This window comes from Gordonia amarae NBRC 15530 (assembly GCF_000241345.1).
GTDB lineage: Bacteria > Actinomycetota > Actinomycetes > Mycobacteriales > Mycobacteriaceae > Gordonia > Gordonia amarae.
On sequence record NZ_BAED01000040.1, the window covers coordinates 140346 to 157146 of the forward strand.

Sequence of the window (16801 nt, forward strand, 5' to 3'; positions counted from 1 at the left end):
CGGGTACCCGCCACCGACGTCAGCTTTCATGCGACAGACGCATTCGACGGTACACACCGTCCAGCAGTCGCGGACGGTACCAGACGGCGTCCCCACAGATCCGCATCACAGCGGGCAGCAGAAACAGGCGCACCACGAACGCGTCGACGAGCACGGCCACGGTCAATCCGAGACCGAGAATCTTGAGGTAGGTGAGCCCCGAGGTGGCCATCGCCGCGAGGACCACCGAGATCAGGATGGCCGCCGCACCGATGACCCGGCGGGTGGTGGCGATACCGATCCTGACCGCTTCATCGCCCGATCTTCCCGCAGCGTGTTCTTCGGCGATCCGGGCCAGGATGAACATCTGGTAGTCCATCGACAACCCGTAGGCGATGCAGAACAACAGGATCGGTGCGGACACGTTGATCGCACCGAAGGCGGTGAACCCGCCGAGGACACCGGCGAAGTTCCCGTCCTGGAAGATGTGGACGAGCAGACCGAACGTGGCCCCGAGCGACAGCACCGACAGCGCGACACCGATCAGCGGCAACACGACCGAACCGGTGAGCAGGAACAGCAGCACAGCGGTGACGACGACGATCGCGGTGATCGCGTACGGCAGGGCTGCGCCCAGACCGTCCGTCGTGTCGACGACCAGAGCGGTCTGTCCGCCCACCAGTGCGCCGAGCCCGGCGACGGCGGTGCGGACCTGCCGCAGGACCGTAGCCGCCTCGGGCGATCCGGGGTCGACGGCCAGATCCACCCGCATCCATGTCGCTCCGTCCGCGGCCACGAACGTTGCGCGACCGGGTGCGCCGGCCGGCTCGGTCAGTACCTGGCCGGTCCCGGACCGGCGAGCGGTGCCGCCGCTCCAGGCAACGCCGGCCACGTGGTCCAGCGACGCGATACGCTCGGCGGCTCCGGCCAGCGAGGCGTCGTCGGGTGCCTTCTCGAACACCACATCCACCGAACCCTGACCGACCTCCGGAAAGTCCGCCACGACCTGTTCGGCCGCAACACGCGCAGGATCCCCGACCGGCAGCTCCCGGTAGTCGCGCAAGATGAAGTGCGCGCCGAGGAACGGTGCGGCGACCACCAGGAGGACCGCGGTCACCACGATCACCGTCGCCCACGATCTCACGCGTGATTGCGGCCGGACGCTCGACGAAGATCCCGACGCGGGTTCGCGTTCGATACTCGCCCAGCGGCTCCACGCGTACCGGCGCGTCGCACGGTCGCCGAGCAGAACCAGTAGCCGCGGCACGATGCCGATGGTCACCGCCATGACCGCGGTGACGGTGAGGATTCCGGAGTAGGCCAGCGACTTCAGGAAGTATCCCGGGAACACCAGGAGCGCGGCCATCGCGATCACGACGGTCATGCCGGAGAAGATGATCGTGCGCCCGGATGTGCGTACGGCCAATTCCCGGGCGTCCTCGGGGGATAGCCCCCGTTGCCTGCCTTCGCGCCAGCGGGCGACGAGGAACAGGCTGTAGTCGATTGCCAGACCGAAACCGATGGCGGTGGCAAGGTTGAGCGCGAACGCCGACACGTCGGTCACCCGGGTCAGCAGGTTGAGGCCGAGCATCGCGATCGCGACGGCGACCGCGCCGGCGAGCAGGGGAATCATTGCGGCCCACACTGATCCGAAGACGACGAGCAGGATGAGCGCGACCACAGGTGCGGCGAACAGTTCGGCGCGTACCAGGCTTTCCTCGGCGAGGACGTCGATGGATCCGTCGATCACCTTGTCACCGGTCGCCGTGACCTGCACTCCCGAGCGGTCACCGATGTCGTCGGCCGCCTCGGCTATGTCGGTGATGACGTGTGCGGGCTGTTCCGGGGCGACGGTCACGAAGGCGAGGCTGCTGTCTCCCCCACCGGCGGTCGGCACCGAGTGGACCCCGGTCACACCGGTCAACGATCGCACCTCGCCGAGAACGTCGTCGAGCGTGGCCGTAGGCGTCGACCCGGGTGTCAGGACGAGGACGATGTCGGGTCGCGCGGTCGGGAAATATTTCGTCATCTGGGCTTCCGCACGGACCGACTCGGCGGAATCGGCGGTGATCCCACCGGTCAGCAGCCGCGTCTGGGTGGACGGCAGCAGGACGAGGCAGACGGCCGCGAGCATGATGGCAGCGGCAACCGTGACGAGGTAACCGCGACGGACGGTGGTGGTCTTCATCAGCACCGTTCCATCGTTGGCGACGGCACCCGTTCAGCACTTGTACGAATGGATCGAACTGGTGCCGCGCTACCCGACGGCGTCGGCGCCGAGGAGAGCTTTGAGTTCGCCGGTCAGTCCGGATGATGGGTGAACCCGAAGGCGTGGGGCGACGGCGAGCCGTGTCGTTTGCTGCGGCGCACGGAGCTGGATGTGCACGTCGGTGGAGCCTGGATGTCTCTCCAGGATCTCCCGAAGTGCCCTGATCGTGGTCGGAGTGCAGGCGGCTGCGGTGAGCGACAGTGTCACTGGTCGGCCGACGGTCCGGACCGAGAGTTCGGGCGCCCGAGCGCCGACGGCGAACAGGCTGCGGCGACCGTCCCGGACGCTGACCGTCGCTACGACGACGAGCACGCTGTCGGGAGTGAGGAGCGACTGTGATGCGTCGTATGCGGTGGGAAAGAACAGTATCTCGGTGCCGGCTACCAGATCCGCGAGTTCGACGATCGCCCAGGGTTCACCCTTCTTGGTGATACGTCGGTCGACCGATGCGACGATGCCGCCGATGGTGACCTGCTGCCGGTCGGTGACCTGTCCATCGAGGATCGAGGCGATGGAGGTGTCGGTTTCGGCGGCGAGCGCCGCAGCGATGCCGTCGAGAGGGTGGCCGGACACGTACAGGCCGAGCATTTCGCGTTCGAGTGCCAGTTTGTGTTTGGTGTCCCATTCTTCTTCGGGCACCTTGACCGCGAACACGTCGGCCATCGAGTCGTCGGCGCCGCCGGCGTCGCCGAACAGGTCGAACTGGCCGGTCGCTTCGGCTTTTTTGGTTCCGAGGACCGATTCGATGGCGTCGCTGTGCACCAGGAACAAGCCCTTGCGCGGGTGACTGAGCGAGTCGAAAGCGCCTGCCTTGACCAGTGATTCGGTAACCTTCTTGTTGCAGGCCACCACGTCGATCTTGTTGAGGTAGTCCGAGAAGCTAGTGTACTTCCCTTTCTCCTCGCGTGCGGACAGGATCGAGGAGACCACGCCGGTGCCGACGTTGCGGATGGCGGCGAGTCCGAAGCGGATGTCGGTGCCGACGGCGGCGAAGTTGCGTTGCGACTCGTTCACGTCCGGTGGCAGCACGATGATGTGCCGTTGCCGGCAATCGGCCAGGTATACGGCCGTTTTCGCCTTGTCCTCACCGACGGAGGTAAGGAGCCCGGCCATGTATTCGGCCGGATAGTTGGCTTTGAGGTAGGCGGTCCAGTAGGTGATCAGTGTGTATCCGGCGGCGTGGGACTTGTTGTATGCGTATCCGGCGAACGGCAACACGGTATCCCATAGCGTACGGATTGCATCGTCGGAGAAGCCGTTGTCCCGCATGCCTTCGGCGAATCCGTCGTACGCCTCGTCGAGGATTTCTTTCTTCTTCTTACCCATCGCGCGGCGCAGCAGGTCGGCCTGGCCGAGTGAATATCCGGCGACCTTCTGCGCAATCTGCATGATCTGTTCCTGGTACACGATCAGCCCGTATGTGGATCCGAGAATGTCGTGCAGGGGTTCGGCCAGTTCGGGATGGATCGGCGTGACGGGTTCTCGCCCGTTCTTGCGGTCGGCGTACGCCCAGTGCGCGCCGACGGCCATCGGCCCGGGTCGATAGAGCGCGTTGGATGCGACGAGATCGTCGAAAGTCGTTGGTGCCATGCGCAATAGCAGCTCACGCATGCCGGCGGAATCGAATTGGAAGATGCCCAGATTGTCGCCGCGGGCGAGCATGGCGTATGCCGCGGCATCGTCGAGAGGAAGTTCGTCGAGGTCGAGATCGATACCGCGGTTGAGTGTGATGTTCTCCAACGCATCACCGATAACGGTGAGGTTCCGCAACCCCAGAAAGTCCATCTTCAACAACCCGATGGCCTCACACGACGGATAATCCCACCCGGTGATGATCGCCCCGTCCTGAGCACGCTTCCACACCGGAATCGCATCGGTGAGCGGCTCCGAGGACATGATCACCGCACACGCATGCACACCCGCGTTCCGGATCAAACCTTCCAACCCGAGCGCGGTGTCGTAGATCTTCTTCACATCCGGATCGGTTTCAATGAGCGTGCGCACCTCAGCAGCCTCAGAGAACCGTTCATGATCAGGGTTGGTGATACCCCACACCGGAATATCCTTGGCCATGATCGGCGGCGGCAACGCCTTGGTGATCTTATCGGCGATAGCGAACCCCGGCTGCCCGAACTGCACCCGCGCCGAATCCTTGATCGCCGCCTTCGTCTTAATCGTGCCGAACGTGATCACCTGCGCAACCTTGTCCGACCCCCACCGATCAGTCGCATAGCGCACCATCTCACCACGACGACGATCATCGAAATCGATATCGATATCGGGCATCGACACACGTTCGGGGTTGAGGAACCGTTCGAACAGCAGACCGTGCGGGATCGGATCGATATTGGTGATCCCCAACGCCCACGCCACCAGAGAACCAGCAGCCGAACCACGACCCGGACCCACCCGGATCCCCACTTCGAGGGCATGCCGGATCAGATCACCGACCACCAGGAAGTACGCCGGGAACCCCATCTGGTTGATCACCCCAAGCTCATACTCCGCGCGATCCAGATAGTCCTGCGGCACCGTGCGCCCGGCGAACCGGCGCTGCTCCAACCCCGCGAACACCTCCCGGCTCAGCCACGACTCCTGCGTGAACCCATCGGGCACCGGGAAGATCGGCATCCGATCGCGGTGAGTGAACACCTCCGCATAGGACTCGACGCGCTCACCGATCTCCACCGTCGAATCACACGCCCCCGGCACCTGCGAATCCCACAACTCGCGCATCTCGGCCGCGGACTTGAGATAGTAGCCATCACCATCGAACTTGAACCGCGTCGGATCCGAGAGTGTCTTACCGGTCTGCACACACAACAACGCCTCATGCGCCGACGCGTGCTCACGGGTCACATAGTGACAGTCATTGGTGGCCAGGGGTTTGATCCCCAGCTTGCGGCCCACATCCACAAGCCCCTCCCGGACCCGGGATTCGATCTCAATACCGTGCTCCATCAACTCCAGATAGAAATTCTCCGGCCCAAAAATCTCCTGCCACTTCGCCGCCGCCTCCAACGCCTCCCGATCATGCCCGAGCCGCAACCGGGTCTGTACCTCCCCCGACGGGCAACCGGTGGTGGCGATGATGCCTTCGGCATGGGCGGCGATCAGATCCTCATCCATCCGCGCCCACTTACCCAACTGCCCCTCGATCGACGCAGCCGAGGACAGCTTGAACAGATTCCGCAACCCGGTCGCGTTCGCCGCGACCATCGTCATATGCGTATAGGCACCCGAACCCGACACATCATCAGACTTCTGATCGCGGGTCCCCCACAACTGCCGCTTGGTGTCGAACCGCGACCCCGGCGCGATATACGCCTCGATCCCGATGATCGGCTTCACCTCGTGCTTGACCGCCGAGTTGTAGAACTCCGACGCCCCGAACATGTTGCCGTGGTCGGTCATCCCGATCGCCGACATCCCCAACCGCTGGGCCTCAGCGAACAACGGCGACACCTTCGCCGCCCCGTCAAGCATCGAATACTCGGTGTGATTGTGCAGGTGAACGAAGGAATCGGACACGACACACTCCCGCCTCAAACGTTGTCACTCCATCGCAGACCTCCCGCGCAGAAACGAGTGTGACCTGCTACTTTCAATGGCGTCCAACATCCAACACTCGGAGATTGACAACCATCAGTTGTACAGGGAGGTTGCCCGTGGATCTCGACTTCGGTGCCGTCAGAGCCGTCGTCGCCGTCGAGGATGAGCGAAGTTTCAGCGAGGCGGCCCTCATGCTCGGTATCAGCCAGCAGGCCGTGTCGAAACGAATCGCCAAACTGGAGAACACGTTGGGGATCCGGCTGTTCACCCGCGACCGCAATACCGTCGTACCGACCGCGACCGGCGTCCGATTCCTTGTGCATGCACGAGCGCTGATCGTGGCCGCCGATGCCGCGGTCGTCGCCGTATCGCAACCCGCTGTTCTCCGGATCGCCGTTCATGGCTCGGTGATCGCCGACGCCAATCTGCTGCGCTTCTACCTCGATCAGAACCCGGACGCCCAGATCGAAATCGTCATGTCGTCGCCGTCTCGGACATCGCGGCAGGCCGTCATCGACGGTCGCGTCGACGCCGCGTTCGCCCGCCCGTCGTGGACCGGGCACCCCTTGCCGGCGCAGATCGGGACCGCCCTCGCCTACCTGGATGTGCTTCATCTTCTTGTTGGCGTGGACAATCCGCTCGCCGACCGAGAACAGATCGAGTTCAGCGAACTCGGCGGACGTACCCTGTGGGTGCCGGGCGCCGGATTCGACTCCGAGGTCGCCGACTTCTACCGCCAGTTCGCGCACGTAGCCGGCATGACGCTCGACACCGAACGCGGAACGCACAGCATCGGTTTCAGCGGTCTCCTCGACCGGGTCGCCGCATCCGAGAGCCTCATCACCACCGGCGGCGAGGGCACCACCACGCCGTGGCATCCACGAATCCGGCGCATCCCGATCGTCGGTCCCGCACCCGCCTACCCGATGGCTCTGCTCTGGGGCGAGTCAGCGGCCGGTCACCCGGAACTCGACGCGCTACGCCGTTTTCTCACAGCCAACTACAGCACACCGGCACACCGCTTGTGGGTACCCGGCGACGACGCAGACCTGATGCACTACGCGGCCGTGTAAGGACCCCGCTACCGCAGCATCAGAATCGCTGCCAGCGATGGCGCCCGAACCTCGCGGGCCAGATCTTCCATCGCGACAAGCACATCCATCGATGGAGTGACCTTGCCCGCGAGGTAGGAGTTCAGCCGGGACCGCGAGGTACCGATCCGGTCGGCCACCTCGGCTTGAGTCATCCGGGTGCCTGCGAACGCCATTCGCAGTCGTTCGACAGCCCGCTCGGATGGGGACTTCCTCTTGTCGGCGAGCATCGTGTCGAGCAGAGTGACCGTCGAATCCGATTCCGCTGCTTCCGTTGCCTCGCGGTACACCTGTTCCAGGTCCGGATTCGCATGAACCGCGGTCACAAGTTTCGCCCAGTCACGGGCGTAGCCGCGGTCGATCGCCGCAAGGATCCCCTCGAATCCCCAATCCTCGACCGGATCATCGGGGGTGACGCCGATATTGCGGAACTTCAGGGCCATTGCGCGCCTCCTTCAATCATCCCCATTCACTTATCCCCGCCTTCACTTATCCATTGACGACACACGCCGCCAATGCCACGCACTCGGCCACCACGTCATCCCACTTCCGCCACCGGGGTTCAAGTGCCTTGTAGGTGGGTAGGTCCCGAATGCTGCGGGAATCCTTCGGCCTGGGATCGGCGAGCTGTCTGGCCAGTTGTGACTGCACCGGCCGATCATCGGGATGGGTGTCGTCGGAGTAGTACTCATCGATCCGTGCCAGAGTGGCGCCCGCTGATTCCCGGCCGAACCTGCCCGACAATGCAGCCAGATCGAGATAGTCCCGCATCTGATTTCGTTTCACGATCAGATATGCCTTTATTCGGGCAATCTCGTCGACAGTGGGCACCGTAAGGCGCGCGCCCGACGGCAAGTCAACGCACTGGACCTCCAGCGGGCGCTTCCTGATGAGCTGCCGGACACCTGCTTCGATTCCGCCCAGCTCGTCGAGGATGATCTTGCCCGGCACCGCGCGGTTCAGTATGAAGTCCCCATCCCGATCCAGCGCGTCAAGCACGGCATCGAAACGGTCACGCAGATCTGCGAGTACGTGATCGTGATCGGTGGAAAGCCGGTGCTGCGCGTAGTAGGCGGCAGCAGAGCCACCTACGAGCACCGCATCGGGAACAAGCTGCTGAAGCCTCGCAGCAGATTCGAGAACGACGGCGAGGCCAGGAGGTTTCACCTGCAAACCAGAACGAGAGTCACCAACGCCCATCCATCAACTGTATCAGATCCGATACATGCCTGCCGGTGCGAACGAGTCGGCGTGTAAGCCGGATCCTGTGCCCACGCGAGGCGTGGGCGGCGACCATCCATCTGGGCACACCGTCGCCGGGTACCTCAAGCGGCCCACCCGCAGGCTCGGGCGAGCAGCCCTCGAACACCTGCGCACCCGCACCTGTCGGTGCGGACTTCAGCCTTGCTCCGGGTGGGGTTTACCAAGCCGGCGCGGTCACCCGCGTCGCTGGTGCGCTCTTACCGCACCGTTTCACCCTTACCGGCGGCACCGAGATGCCGTCGGCGGTCTGTTTTCTGTGGCACTGTCCCGCGGGTCACCCCGGGTTGCCGTTAACAACCACCCTGCTCCGTGGAGTCCGGACTTTCCTCGGCGCTCGGCGTCTCCGGTGACCGGTCGTTCCGCGCGCCGCGGCCGCCCGGCCGACTCGTTCGCCCGTTCAGGATAGACGGAGGTGAAGCGCGAGCTAGAGGTGGCTCGTGTCGTTGACGAGTTTCACCACGGAACCGCCGTCCGGGTAGAACTCGACGATCGACACCGACGCCAGGTCGAGGTGGATGCTGTAGAGCACCTCGGGCCCGGCACGCAGCGCATCACGCAGCAGCGTCTTGATCGGCGTGACATGGGAGACGACCAGCACTGTTTGCGCCGGAAACCTGTGCAGCAGAGACTGTTTGACGTCACCGATCCGGTCGGCGACGGCGGCGAAGCTCTCCCCACCCGGCGGGGGCAGCGTCACATCGCCGAGCCATTCGCGGTGTGCCTGCGGGTCGCGCTCGGCGGCTTCGAGGAACGTCAGCCCCTCCCAGTCGCCGAAGTCGGTTTCGGTGAGGCCGTCGACGACCTCCACATCGAGACCGTTCACATCTGCGACGGCGCGAGCGGTGGCTGTGGCCCGGGCCAGCGGTGAGGACACGATCGCCGAGATCGAGGTGTCCGCGCCGAGTCGCTTACCCGCCGCGGCCGCCTGCGCACGGCCCAGCTCGGTCAGTTCGGGGTTGCCACGGCCGGAGTAGCGCCGTTCCACCGACAGCGGTGTCTGCCCGTGCCGCAGCAGCACCAGCCGGGTCGGTGCCTGCCGCTGCCCCTGCCAGGTGGGGGTGCTCTTCTGCTCGCTCATTCCCGGACCGGATTCTCTACAGACCGGACTCGGCGGTGCGGACCAGCACGGCGCCGCATTCGTCGCAGCGCACCACCTCGTCCTCGGCGGCCGCGGTGATCTGCGCGATGAGACCGCGATCGAGTTCCATCCCGCAGCCGCCGCAGCGTCGTGCCCGCAGCAACGCCGCCCCGGCCCGGCCCTGCGAGCGCTGCCGGTCGTAGACGGCCAGCAGACCCTCGTCCACACCGGCGGCCACCTCGTCGCGGCGCTGCGCCTTCATCTCGCGGTCGCCGTCGAGCTTGGCGAGGGCGGCGTCGCGGCGACCGGTGGCCTCACCGATCTTGGTGTCGATGTCCAGGACGGTGGCCTGCGCCCGTTCGCTTTCGGTGCCGACGGCCTCCTGCTGTTCCATCACCGACAGCAACTCGTCCTCAAGCACCGAACGCCGGCGCCCGAGGCCGGCGAGTTCGTGCTGGAGTTCGGTGAGCGCCTTGGGGGCCAGCTTGCCCGACTGCAGCAGCGCCTTGTCCTTGGCCTCGCGGGCGCTCATCCCGTTGACCTCGGAGTCGATCCGCTTGTACTCGCGGGCCAGGTCCTCGGCGGCGATCTCCGATCGCACCAGGTCGGCGTGGGCGGCCTCGCGCTGCTTGCCCAACTCGGCGAGTTCGGCGTCCTCGGGCAGGGTACGGGCGCGGTGCGCGATACGGGCCAGCTCGGCATCGAGATCAGCCAGGTCGAGGAGCTGTCTCTGCGCGGCGGAACCAGCCTTCATCGGGGCCTGCTTTCTGTTGTGGTGATCGCGGTCAACTGACTGATTGTGTCACCTGCCGTTCACCCGTCCAATCGCGCTCCCCGGCCACCGTGGTCAGTGACCGGGCGCGCAGTGGATGCCGAACGGGTCGGTGGATTCGGCGAACACCGTGGCCCCGATTCCGGCACGCTCGCGCAACAGCGCGGCGGCCTGTGCGCACCAGGGAAATTCGGTGGCCCAGTGGCCGGCGTCGACGAGGACGGGCCCGCCCGCGCGCAGCGCCTCGTCGGCCGGATGGTGGCGCAGGTCGCCGGTCAGGTACGCGTCGACGCCGGCCGCCGCGGCCGCGCCGAGCAGCGAATCACCCGCGCCGCCGCACACCGCGACCGTCGCGATCATCGCGGCGGGATCGCCGGTGCCGCGAACACCCCACGGCCCGTTCAGTTTCCGCTGGGCGAGGGCGACGAAGTCGGCTGCGGTCATCGGCTGCGGCAGATGCCCGATCCGCCCGAGGCCCAGGTCGCTGTCGAGGTCGGCGAGTTCGAGGACGTCGAAGGCGGGTTCCTCGTACGGATGTGCCGTGCGCAGCGCGGCGAGGATGGTGGCGCGCAGCCGGCGTTCGGCGACCATCTCCACGCGCGCCTCGTCGACGCGTTCGCGCCTGCCGATCTCCCCGATCGTCGGGTTGGCCGCGGCCTGCGGCTCGAACTGGCCGACCCCCACCACCGACCACGAGCAGTCGCGGTAATCGCCGATCTCGCCTGCGCCCGCGGCGAACATCGCCTCGCTCACCTGATCGCTGCTGCCCTCCGGCACCATGACGACCCACTTGTCCATGGGCGGCACGTGCAGCGGCCGCAGCGGCACGGTGTCGAGGAGGCCGAACTCGGCGGCCAGCGCGTCGGACACCCCGGGCCGGGCGCTGTCGGCGTTGGTGTGGGCGGTGAACAGGCCGATGCCCGACCGGATGAGCCGGTGGACGATGCGTCCCTTCGGGGTGTCGGCGGCCACGGAGTCGACGCCGCGCAGCAGCAGCGGATGATGGGCGAGGATCAGTCCCGCGCCGTCGGCAATCGCCTGATCGACGACCCGGTCGGTGACGTCGACGCAGACCAGCGCCCGGGCCACTGTGTCATCAGGGTCACCGCACACCAGACCGACCGAGTCCCAGGATTCGGCGAGCCGGCGCGGATACGCCTCGTCGAGAACTCCGATGATCCGCGCGAGAGTCTGGGCCGTGTTCTCACTCATGGTCATTCACCCTGTCACCCACACCGACCGGTTCACAACAGACCAGAAGACCCACCGATCGTTCGCAACGCGTCAACGAGGTGCGCGGTGGCCGGCTCGTCGCGGACCGCCAGCCGTAGATAACCCGGCCCCAGGCCCACGAAGTTCGCCGCGCTACGCACCGCGATCCCCCGCTCCCGCAGCCGCTCCTTGACCCCCAGCCCGTCGCGGACCTCGATGAGTACGAACGGTGCCTGCGGCCGCACCGCGGGCTCGATGCCCAGCCCGCGCAGCCCGTCGACCAGGCCGGCCCGGTACCCGGCCACCGTCGCGGCGACCTCGTCGCAGTACCGCTGGCCTTGCGCACCAACGCATTCGGTGAGCGCGACCAGCGCCAGCGTACCCAGCGCCCAGGGCCTGCGCCCCATCGACAGCCGCTCGATGATCTCTCGGTCGGCGAGCAGATATCCGGCGCGCAGACCCGCGAGCCCGAACGTTTTGGTGATGCTGCGCACCACGATCACATCGGGCCACCGGCGTGCGGCCACCGATTCCGGTTCCCGCTCCCCCGACCCGGGGTCGACGGTCAGGTCGGCGAACGCCTCGTCGACGACGACGACACGGCCCGGCGCCCGCAGCGCCTCGATGGTGGCGGCCGGATGCAACACCGACGTCGGGTTGGTCGGGTTGCCGATCACCACCAGGTCGGCATCGGCGGGGATCAGTCGCGCGATGTCGTCCGCACCCAGACGCCAGGGACGCTCCAGCACCACCTGTGTGATCGGGATCCCGGCGGCCCGCAACGCGAGCTCCGGTTCGGTGAACGACGGCTGGATCAGCGCGGCATGCCGGATCCCGAGGCGCGGCAGCAGCTCGAAGCCCTCCGCGGCCCCGGACAGCAACAGGATCTCCTCCGCCGGCCGACCGTGCGCCGCGGCGACCGCGGCCACCGCACGCGCCTCGTCGGCGGCGGTGGGATACCGGGCCAGATCCGGCAGCCGGGCGCCGAGCGCGTCGAGCACGAACCGGGGCGGACCCTCACGGACGTTGACCGCGAAGTCCAGCAGGCCGGCGGCGCTGTCGCTGTCGCCGTGCCGATCCGGCGAGAACAGATCCCCGCTCATCGGCGCCCCACGCTGTCGTGTGCCCGTTCCCACCGGGACCGGGCACGGCCGTCCCACAATGTCGCCACCTCACCGGTGTCACCCGTTCTGGGACCCTCGTTATGCCGGAACCGCTTCACACGTGCACGATAGAGGGCGTGCACGAGACTCCAGCCGAGCAGATCCCCTTAGCGCAGATCCCCCCGCGCATCACCGAGGCGCCTTCGGCAGGAGCGCAACCCGCGGACCCCGGTGCGGCGTTGCTGCTCGATCTCGACGGCACCCTCACCGACAGTTTCGCCGGGATCGCGAACAGCTTCGCCCACGCGCTCGACGTGATGGGGCTGCCACCGGCGGCACCCGAGGTGATCGCGGGTGTGGCGGGCCCACCGTTGCTCGACACGCTGCACGCCATGGGCCTGGACGAGCCGACCGCCGACGCCACTATGACCGCCTACCGTGCGCGCTACTCCACCGTCGGCTACCTGGAGAACTCGGTATTCGCCGGTATCGGGCCGCTGCTGGCCGACCTGGCCGCGGCGGGCCGCCGGATGGCCGTGGCCACCTCCAAGAATCAGGCGACGGCGATCCGGATCCTCGAGCATTTCGGGCTGTCCGAGTACTTCGAGCTGATCGCGGGCGCCTCCGACGACGGCACGCGCCGCAGCAAGGCGGATGTGATCGCCTATGCACTGGCCGGCCTGGGCGTCGAGGTCGACGCGACCGGCACGGTGTCGGCTCCGGTGGTCATGGTCGGCGACCGCTCCCACGACATCGAAGGCGCCGCCGAGTTCGGGATTCCGACAGTCCACGTCGAGTGGGGGTACGCCCTCGACGGGGAGGCCGGTGCGGCAGCCTGGATTGTGCGTTCCGTACCTGAACTCCGTACGCTTCTCGGAGTGTGACGCCCACCACTATGGGCCCGTCAAACCCGACAACCGGTGCCCATGACGGTAATTTCGAATAAGAAACTTCGGTTGTTGTAGTAAATAACCCGCGTGTTGTACCCGTGTCCGTGTTGTGCCAGTGGTTTCGAACAGCCTGAGGAATTACACCGTGTCCGACGATCTACACATCTGCTTTGTCTGCACCGGCAACATCTGCCGCTCCGCCATGGCCCAGAACATCTTCCGGTCCGCCCTCGCCGGAGCCGGCCTCGACCGCCGGGTCCGGGTCACCAGCTGCGGGACCAGCGGATTCCACACCGGCGAACCGGCCGACAACCGGGCCCGCACCGAGCTGCTCGCCAACGGCTACCCCGACGACCATGTCGCCGCCCAACTCTCGCCCGAGCATTATGACGCCGACCTGTTCGTCGCCGCCGACCACGGTCACGTGCGCGACCTCGAACGCAAACGCCTCGGCGACCGGGTTCGCCTGCTGCGCAGCTTCGACCCCTCCGTCGGCCCCGGCGACCTCGACCTGAGTGACCCCTACTACGGGACTCCGGAGGATTTCGCGGAGACCCGGATCCAGATCGAGGCGGCGATTCCTGGACTGGTCGACTGGGCGGCCGCGGCGCTCGACGAGCTGTAACCGCGGCCGGTTCCTAGTCCGAACTGATCAGACCGTGCACGAACCGGATCTTGTCCAGCACGGGTCCGGCGAGGACGAACGGGTACATGTCGGGGTGGCCCATCGACCGGTTGATCTGGTTGAGCGCCCACGACAGTGGCAACCACCACTCGATAATGCGGTCAAAACCGACGTCGCCGGGCAGTTCGCTGTCGAGAGTCGACCCGGCCGGAGCCATCGCGAACGCGGCCGCGGTGTCGAGGGTGTCGCGGATGTGCAGGTAGTGCGCAAACGTCTCGGCGAAGTCCTCCGCCGGATGCATCGTCGCGTACGACGACACATAGTTCTGCTGCCAGCCCTGCGGCGCACCCTCGGAGTAGTGCCTGTCGATGGCGGCCTGATAGTCGTCGTCGGGATTGCCGAACAGCGCCTCGAAGCCCGGCCGCGCGGCGTCATCGATCAGCACCATCTGGTAGTAGTGGCCGATCTCGTGCCGGAAGTGCCCCAGCACGGTGCGGTACGGCTCGGCCAGCTCGACGCGCATCTGTTCGCGGTGCACGTCGTCGCCTTCGGCGAGGTCCAGGGTGATGACGCCGTTGGCGTGGCCGGTGACCACCGACTGGGCCGCGCTGGAAAGCAGGTCGAAGGCCAGCCCGTTGGGGACGTCATCGTCGAATCCCGCGATCGGGAGACCGAGCTCGTTGAGTTCGAGGACGAGCCGGCGCTTGGCCGATTCGGCCTGCCCGAACGCCTTCAGCGCCTCGGGATCGGAGTCCGCGGGCCGCGTGCGGGTCAGCGCGCACGAGGGGCACAGCTCCGGATGGCCGGTCCACTCGACGAGCCAGTTGCATTGGGCGACCACAGCATTGGCACACTTCTCCAGCAGCGTGTCATCGACCTCGACGCGACCGGCGTCGTCGAGGGTGTAGATGGTCTTGGTGTCGAGCCAGAAGCCGAGCGGCGACTGGCAGTGAAGGCACAGGCTGTTCTCGAACGAGAGGCGTTGGCCACATTCTCGGCAAAGGAAGTCACGCACGGGAGCAACGCTACCGTTGATGCGGTGTCTGCGCGGGTTACCGGCAACCTCCGTGTCGACCACACTCGGTACCGTTGAGACGTGCATGCGCTGCGAACATTCCTCCGGCCCGGGTGGATCGTCCTGGCTGTGGTGGTGGTCGCTTTCGCCGCCGCCTGCTTCATGCTGCTGGCGCCGTGGCAGCTCGGCAAGAACTCCAACACCGAACATCGCAACGACCTCATCAAGAAGGCCGTGGCCACCGACGCGGTGCCGATCGACGACGTCGCCCGTGCCGGCGCACCGTTCGACAAGGACACCGAGTGGCGCGAGGTGACCCTCACCGGCACCTACCGTGAGGACAAGCAGGTCCTGGTGCGGCTGCGGTCCGCGGAGGAGCGGCCCGCCATCGAGGTGCTCACCCCGTTCGCGCTCACCGGATCCGGCCGCATGGTGCTGATCAATCGCGGTTGGGTGCGTCCCGAGCAGGATCGGGAGGGTGTCGCCGTGCCCGCCGCGCCGTCGGGGCAGACCACCGTCACCGGACGTATCCGGGCGTCGGAGGGCACCTCACCCGGCCGCGGCGCGCATCAGGAGGCCGGGGCGCTCGCGGTCTACACCATCGATCCGATGGAGGTGGGCGCGGCCACGTCGCTGACCTTCGATCCGTTCTACGTGCAGTTGTCGGCCGATCAGCCGGGTTCGCTGGGAACGATCGCCCTGCCGCAGCTCGACTCGGGGCCGTATCTGTCCTACGGCCTGCAGTGGCTGGCATTCGGGATCATGGCGCCGCTGGGCCTGGGGTACTTCATCTGGTCCGAGGTCAAACACCGCCGCCGCGCCAAGGAGGCCGCGGAACAGAACGACGTCCCCGAGGACACGCCCACCGCCCGGGCCTCGTCCAAACGGGCGCAGGCGCGGGCCGACCTGCAACGCGCCTCGTCGGGAGGCGCGGTTGCGGTGACCACCCGGACTTCTGACACGGCCGGCATCGGGCACGGACCTGACACGCAGAGTTCCGAGGCCGCGGTCCGCGACAAACTCAGCCGGCGTTACGGCGGCTGAGCCCCCTGCGCAGCAAGCGGTAGCCGACACCGACCGCGACGGCACCCGACTGCACCCGCCGCGACAATCGCACGGCCTCCCGGAGGTCGGCGGATGTGGGCGCGGGCCCGCTGCCCAGTTGTGGACGCATCTCCACCCCGTGCGCGTACACCGTCCGACCGCCGAGCCCGATGCCGAGCGCCCCCGCGAACGACGCCTCCACGACGCCCGCGTTGGGGCTCGGATGCTTACGCGCGTCGCGGTGCCAGGCCGCCCACGCCGACGCCGGGTGCGGTCCCAGCGCCACGGCGAGCAGTCCGCTGACCCGCGCGGGAATCACGTTGGCGAGGTCGTCGAGCCGGGCACTGGCCCAGCCGAACCGCTCGTAACGTGGCGATCGATACCCGACCATCGCGTCGAGGGTGTTGATTGTGCGGTAGGCCACCAGCCCGGGCACGCCCGCGACCGCCCCCCACAGCACCGGGGCGACGGTCGCGTCGGAGGTGTTCTCGGCGATCGACTCGACCGCGGCCCGGCACATCCCGTCGGCGTCGAGGGAGTTCGGGTCGCGGCCGCACAGGCTCGGGATCAGGGCCCGTGCCCCGTCGAGGTTGCCGCCGTCGAGATTGCCCGCCATCTGCCCACCCACTCCGGCCAGCGTGGTACCGCCGAGCGCCGCCCACGTCGCGGCCGCCACGAGGACCGGTTCGATCGGGCGCAGTCTCCTGGTCAGCAGTGCGGAGCCGATGCCGGCACCCCCGACAGTCAGGGCCGTGTACGCAACCCCCGCCGTCCGCGAGTCCCGGTAGAGCCCGCGTTCGAGTCCGCCGAGGATCCGGCCGAGTCCTGCGACCGGATGGAAACGGCGCGGATCGCCCAGCATCCGGTCGGCGAGGTATCCCGCCACGAGTCCCACTGCCACAGAGTCC

General features: G+C 67.0%; 14 protein-coding genes and 1 other RNA gene. 4 read left to right on the plus strand and 11 right to left on the minus strand.

Annotation, left to right across the window (positions count from 1 at the left end; all coding sequences use genetic code 11):
* Positions 1-19: 19 nt before the first annotated feature.
* On the minus strand, positions 20-2167 hold the full coding sequence (locus GOAMR_RS10955) for an MMPL family transporter (RefSeq protein ID WP_138943672.1): 2148 nt from the start codon (positions 2165-2167) through the stop codon (positions 20-22).
* 69 nt (positions 2168-2236) lie between these two features.
* Positions 2237-5779 carry a DNA polymerase III subunit alpha gene (gene dnaE / locus GOAMR_RS10960; protein WP_005187100.1) on the minus strand — a complete coding sequence of 1181 codons (3543 nt, stop codon included), beginning with the start codon at positions 5777-5779 and terminating at the stop codon, positions 2237-2239.
* A 137-nt stretch (positions 5780-5916) separates the two neighbouring features.
* Between dnaE and GOAMR_RS10965 the strand changes: the two genes are divergently transcribed.
* Entirely contained in the window at positions 5917-6873 is a 957-nt protein-coding gene (locus GOAMR_RS10965) for a LysR family transcriptional regulator (RefSeq protein ID WP_005187105.1), read from the plus strand.
* An 8-nt stretch (positions 6874-6881) separates the two neighbouring features.
* Here the strand turns inward: GOAMR_RS10965 and GOAMR_RS23620 are convergent, their stop codons facing one another.
* The 7 genes from GOAMR_RS23620 to cobC form a co-directional block, all read right to left on the minus strand.
* Entirely contained in the window at positions 6882-7334 is a 453-nt protein-coding gene (locus tag GOAMR_RS23620; RefSeq protein ID WP_005187108.1) for a helix-turn-helix domain-containing protein, read from the minus strand.
* 46 nt (positions 7335-7380) lie between these two features.
* Positions 7381-8091, minus strand: coding sequence for a hypothetical protein (locus GOAMR_RS10975; protein ID WP_005187110.1), 711 nt, complete (start codon positions 8089-8091; stop codon positions 7381-7383).
* 38 nt (positions 8092-8129) lie between these two features.
* Positions 8130-8542, minus strand: an RNA gene (rnpB, locus tag GOAMR_RS23625) — RNase P RNA component class A.
* Positions 8543-8578: 36 nt separating this feature from the next.
* Positions 8579-9232 (minus strand): histidine phosphatase family protein, encoded by a 654-nt coding sequence (locus tag GOAMR_RS10980; RefSeq protein ID WP_005187111.1) that lies wholly within the window; start codon positions 9230-9232, stop codon positions 8579-8581.
* Between the two features lie 16 nt (positions 9233-9248).
* On the minus strand, positions 9249-9986 hold the full coding sequence (locus GOAMR_RS10985) for a zinc ribbon domain-containing protein (RefSeq protein ID WP_005187113.1): 738 nt from the start codon (positions 9984-9986) through the stop codon (positions 9249-9251).
* 93 nt (positions 9987-10079) lie between these two features.
* Entirely contained in the window at positions 10080-11222 is a 1143-nt protein-coding gene (locus tag GOAMR_RS10990) for a Nif3-like dinuclear metal center hexameric protein (protein ID WP_005187115.1), read from the minus strand.
* 26 nt (positions 11223-11248) lie between these two features.
* Positions 11249-12319 (minus strand): Rv2231c family histidinol phosphate aminotransferase CobC, encoded by a 1071-nt coding sequence (gene cobC / locus GOAMR_RS10995; protein ID WP_005187117.1) that lies wholly within the window; start codon positions 12317-12319, stop codon positions 11249-11251.
* A gap of 137 nt (positions 12320-12456) precedes the next feature.
* Here cobC and GOAMR_RS11000 point away from each other — a divergent pair, with 137 nt between their 5' ends.
* Complete coding sequence (locus GOAMR_RS11000; RefSeq protein WP_005187119.1) at positions 12457-13203, plus strand: HAD-IA family hydrolase; 747 nt, start codon at positions 12457-12459, stop codon at positions 13201-13203.
* Positions 13204-13354: 151 nt separating this feature from the next.
* Entirely contained in the window at positions 13355-13834 is a 480-nt protein-coding gene (locus tag GOAMR_RS11005) for a low molecular weight protein-tyrosine-phosphatase (RefSeq protein ID WP_005187130.1), read from the plus strand.
* A gap of 13 nt (positions 13835-13847) precedes the next feature.
* Here GOAMR_RS11005 and GOAMR_RS11010 read toward each other — a convergent pair whose 3' ends face one another.
* On the minus strand, positions 13848-14849 hold the full coding sequence (locus tag GOAMR_RS11010; protein ID WP_040515016.1) for a zinc-binding metallopeptidase family protein: 1002 nt from the start codon (positions 14847-14849) through the stop codon (positions 13848-13850).
* Between the two features lie 81 nt (positions 14850-14930).
* On the opposite strand from GOAMR_RS11010, the gene GOAMR_RS11015 reads away from it, so the two are divergent.
* Positions 14931-15893: an SURF1 family cytochrome oxidase biogenesis protein gene (locus GOAMR_RS11015; protein WP_005187135.1), complete on the plus strand. Its 963-nt coding sequence runs from the start codon at positions 14931-14933 to the stop codon at positions 15891-15893.
* On the opposite strand, the gene GOAMR_RS11020 is transcribed toward GOAMR_RS11015, so the two are convergent.
* Positions 15871-16794, minus strand: coding sequence for a cobalamin biosynthesis protein (locus GOAMR_RS11020; protein WP_005187138.1), 924 nt, complete (start codon positions 16792-16794; stop codon positions 15871-15873). The genes GOAMR_RS11015 and GOAMR_RS11020 overlap by 23 nt on opposite strands.
* Between the last annotated feature and the right edge of the window lie 7 nt (positions 16795-16801).

Excerpts from the sequence above, each read along its gene's own strand:
- GOAMR_RS10955 (WP_138943672.1), bottom strand. The coding sequence starts at position 2,167 with ATGAAGACCACCACCGTCCGTCGCGGTTACCTCGTCACGGTTGCCGCT.
- GOAMR_RS23620 (WP_005187108.1), bottom strand. The coding sequence starts at position 7,334 with ATGGCCCTGAAGTTCCGCAATATCGGCGTCACCCCCGATGATCCGGTC.
- GOAMR_RS10975 (WP_005187110.1), bottom strand. The coding sequence starts at position 8,091 with ATGGGCGTTGGTGACTCTCGTTCTGGTTTGCAGGTGAAACCTCCTGGC.
- GOAMR_RS10980 (WP_005187111.1), bottom strand. The coding sequence starts at position 9,232 with ATGAGCGAGCAGAAGAGCACCCCCACCTGGCAGGGGCAGCGGCAGGCA.
- GOAMR_RS10985 (WP_005187113.1), bottom strand. The coding sequence starts at position 9,986 with ATGAAGGCTGGTTCCGCCGCGCAGAGACAGCTCCTCGACCTGGCTGAT.
- GOAMR_RS10990 (WP_005187115.1), bottom strand. The coding sequence starts at position 11,222 with ATGACCATGAGTGAGAACACGGCCCAGACTCTCGCGCGGATCATCGGA.
- cobC (WP_005187117.1), bottom strand. The coding sequence starts at position 12,319 with ATGAGCGGGGATCTGTTCTCGCCGGATCGGCACGGCGACAGCGACAGC.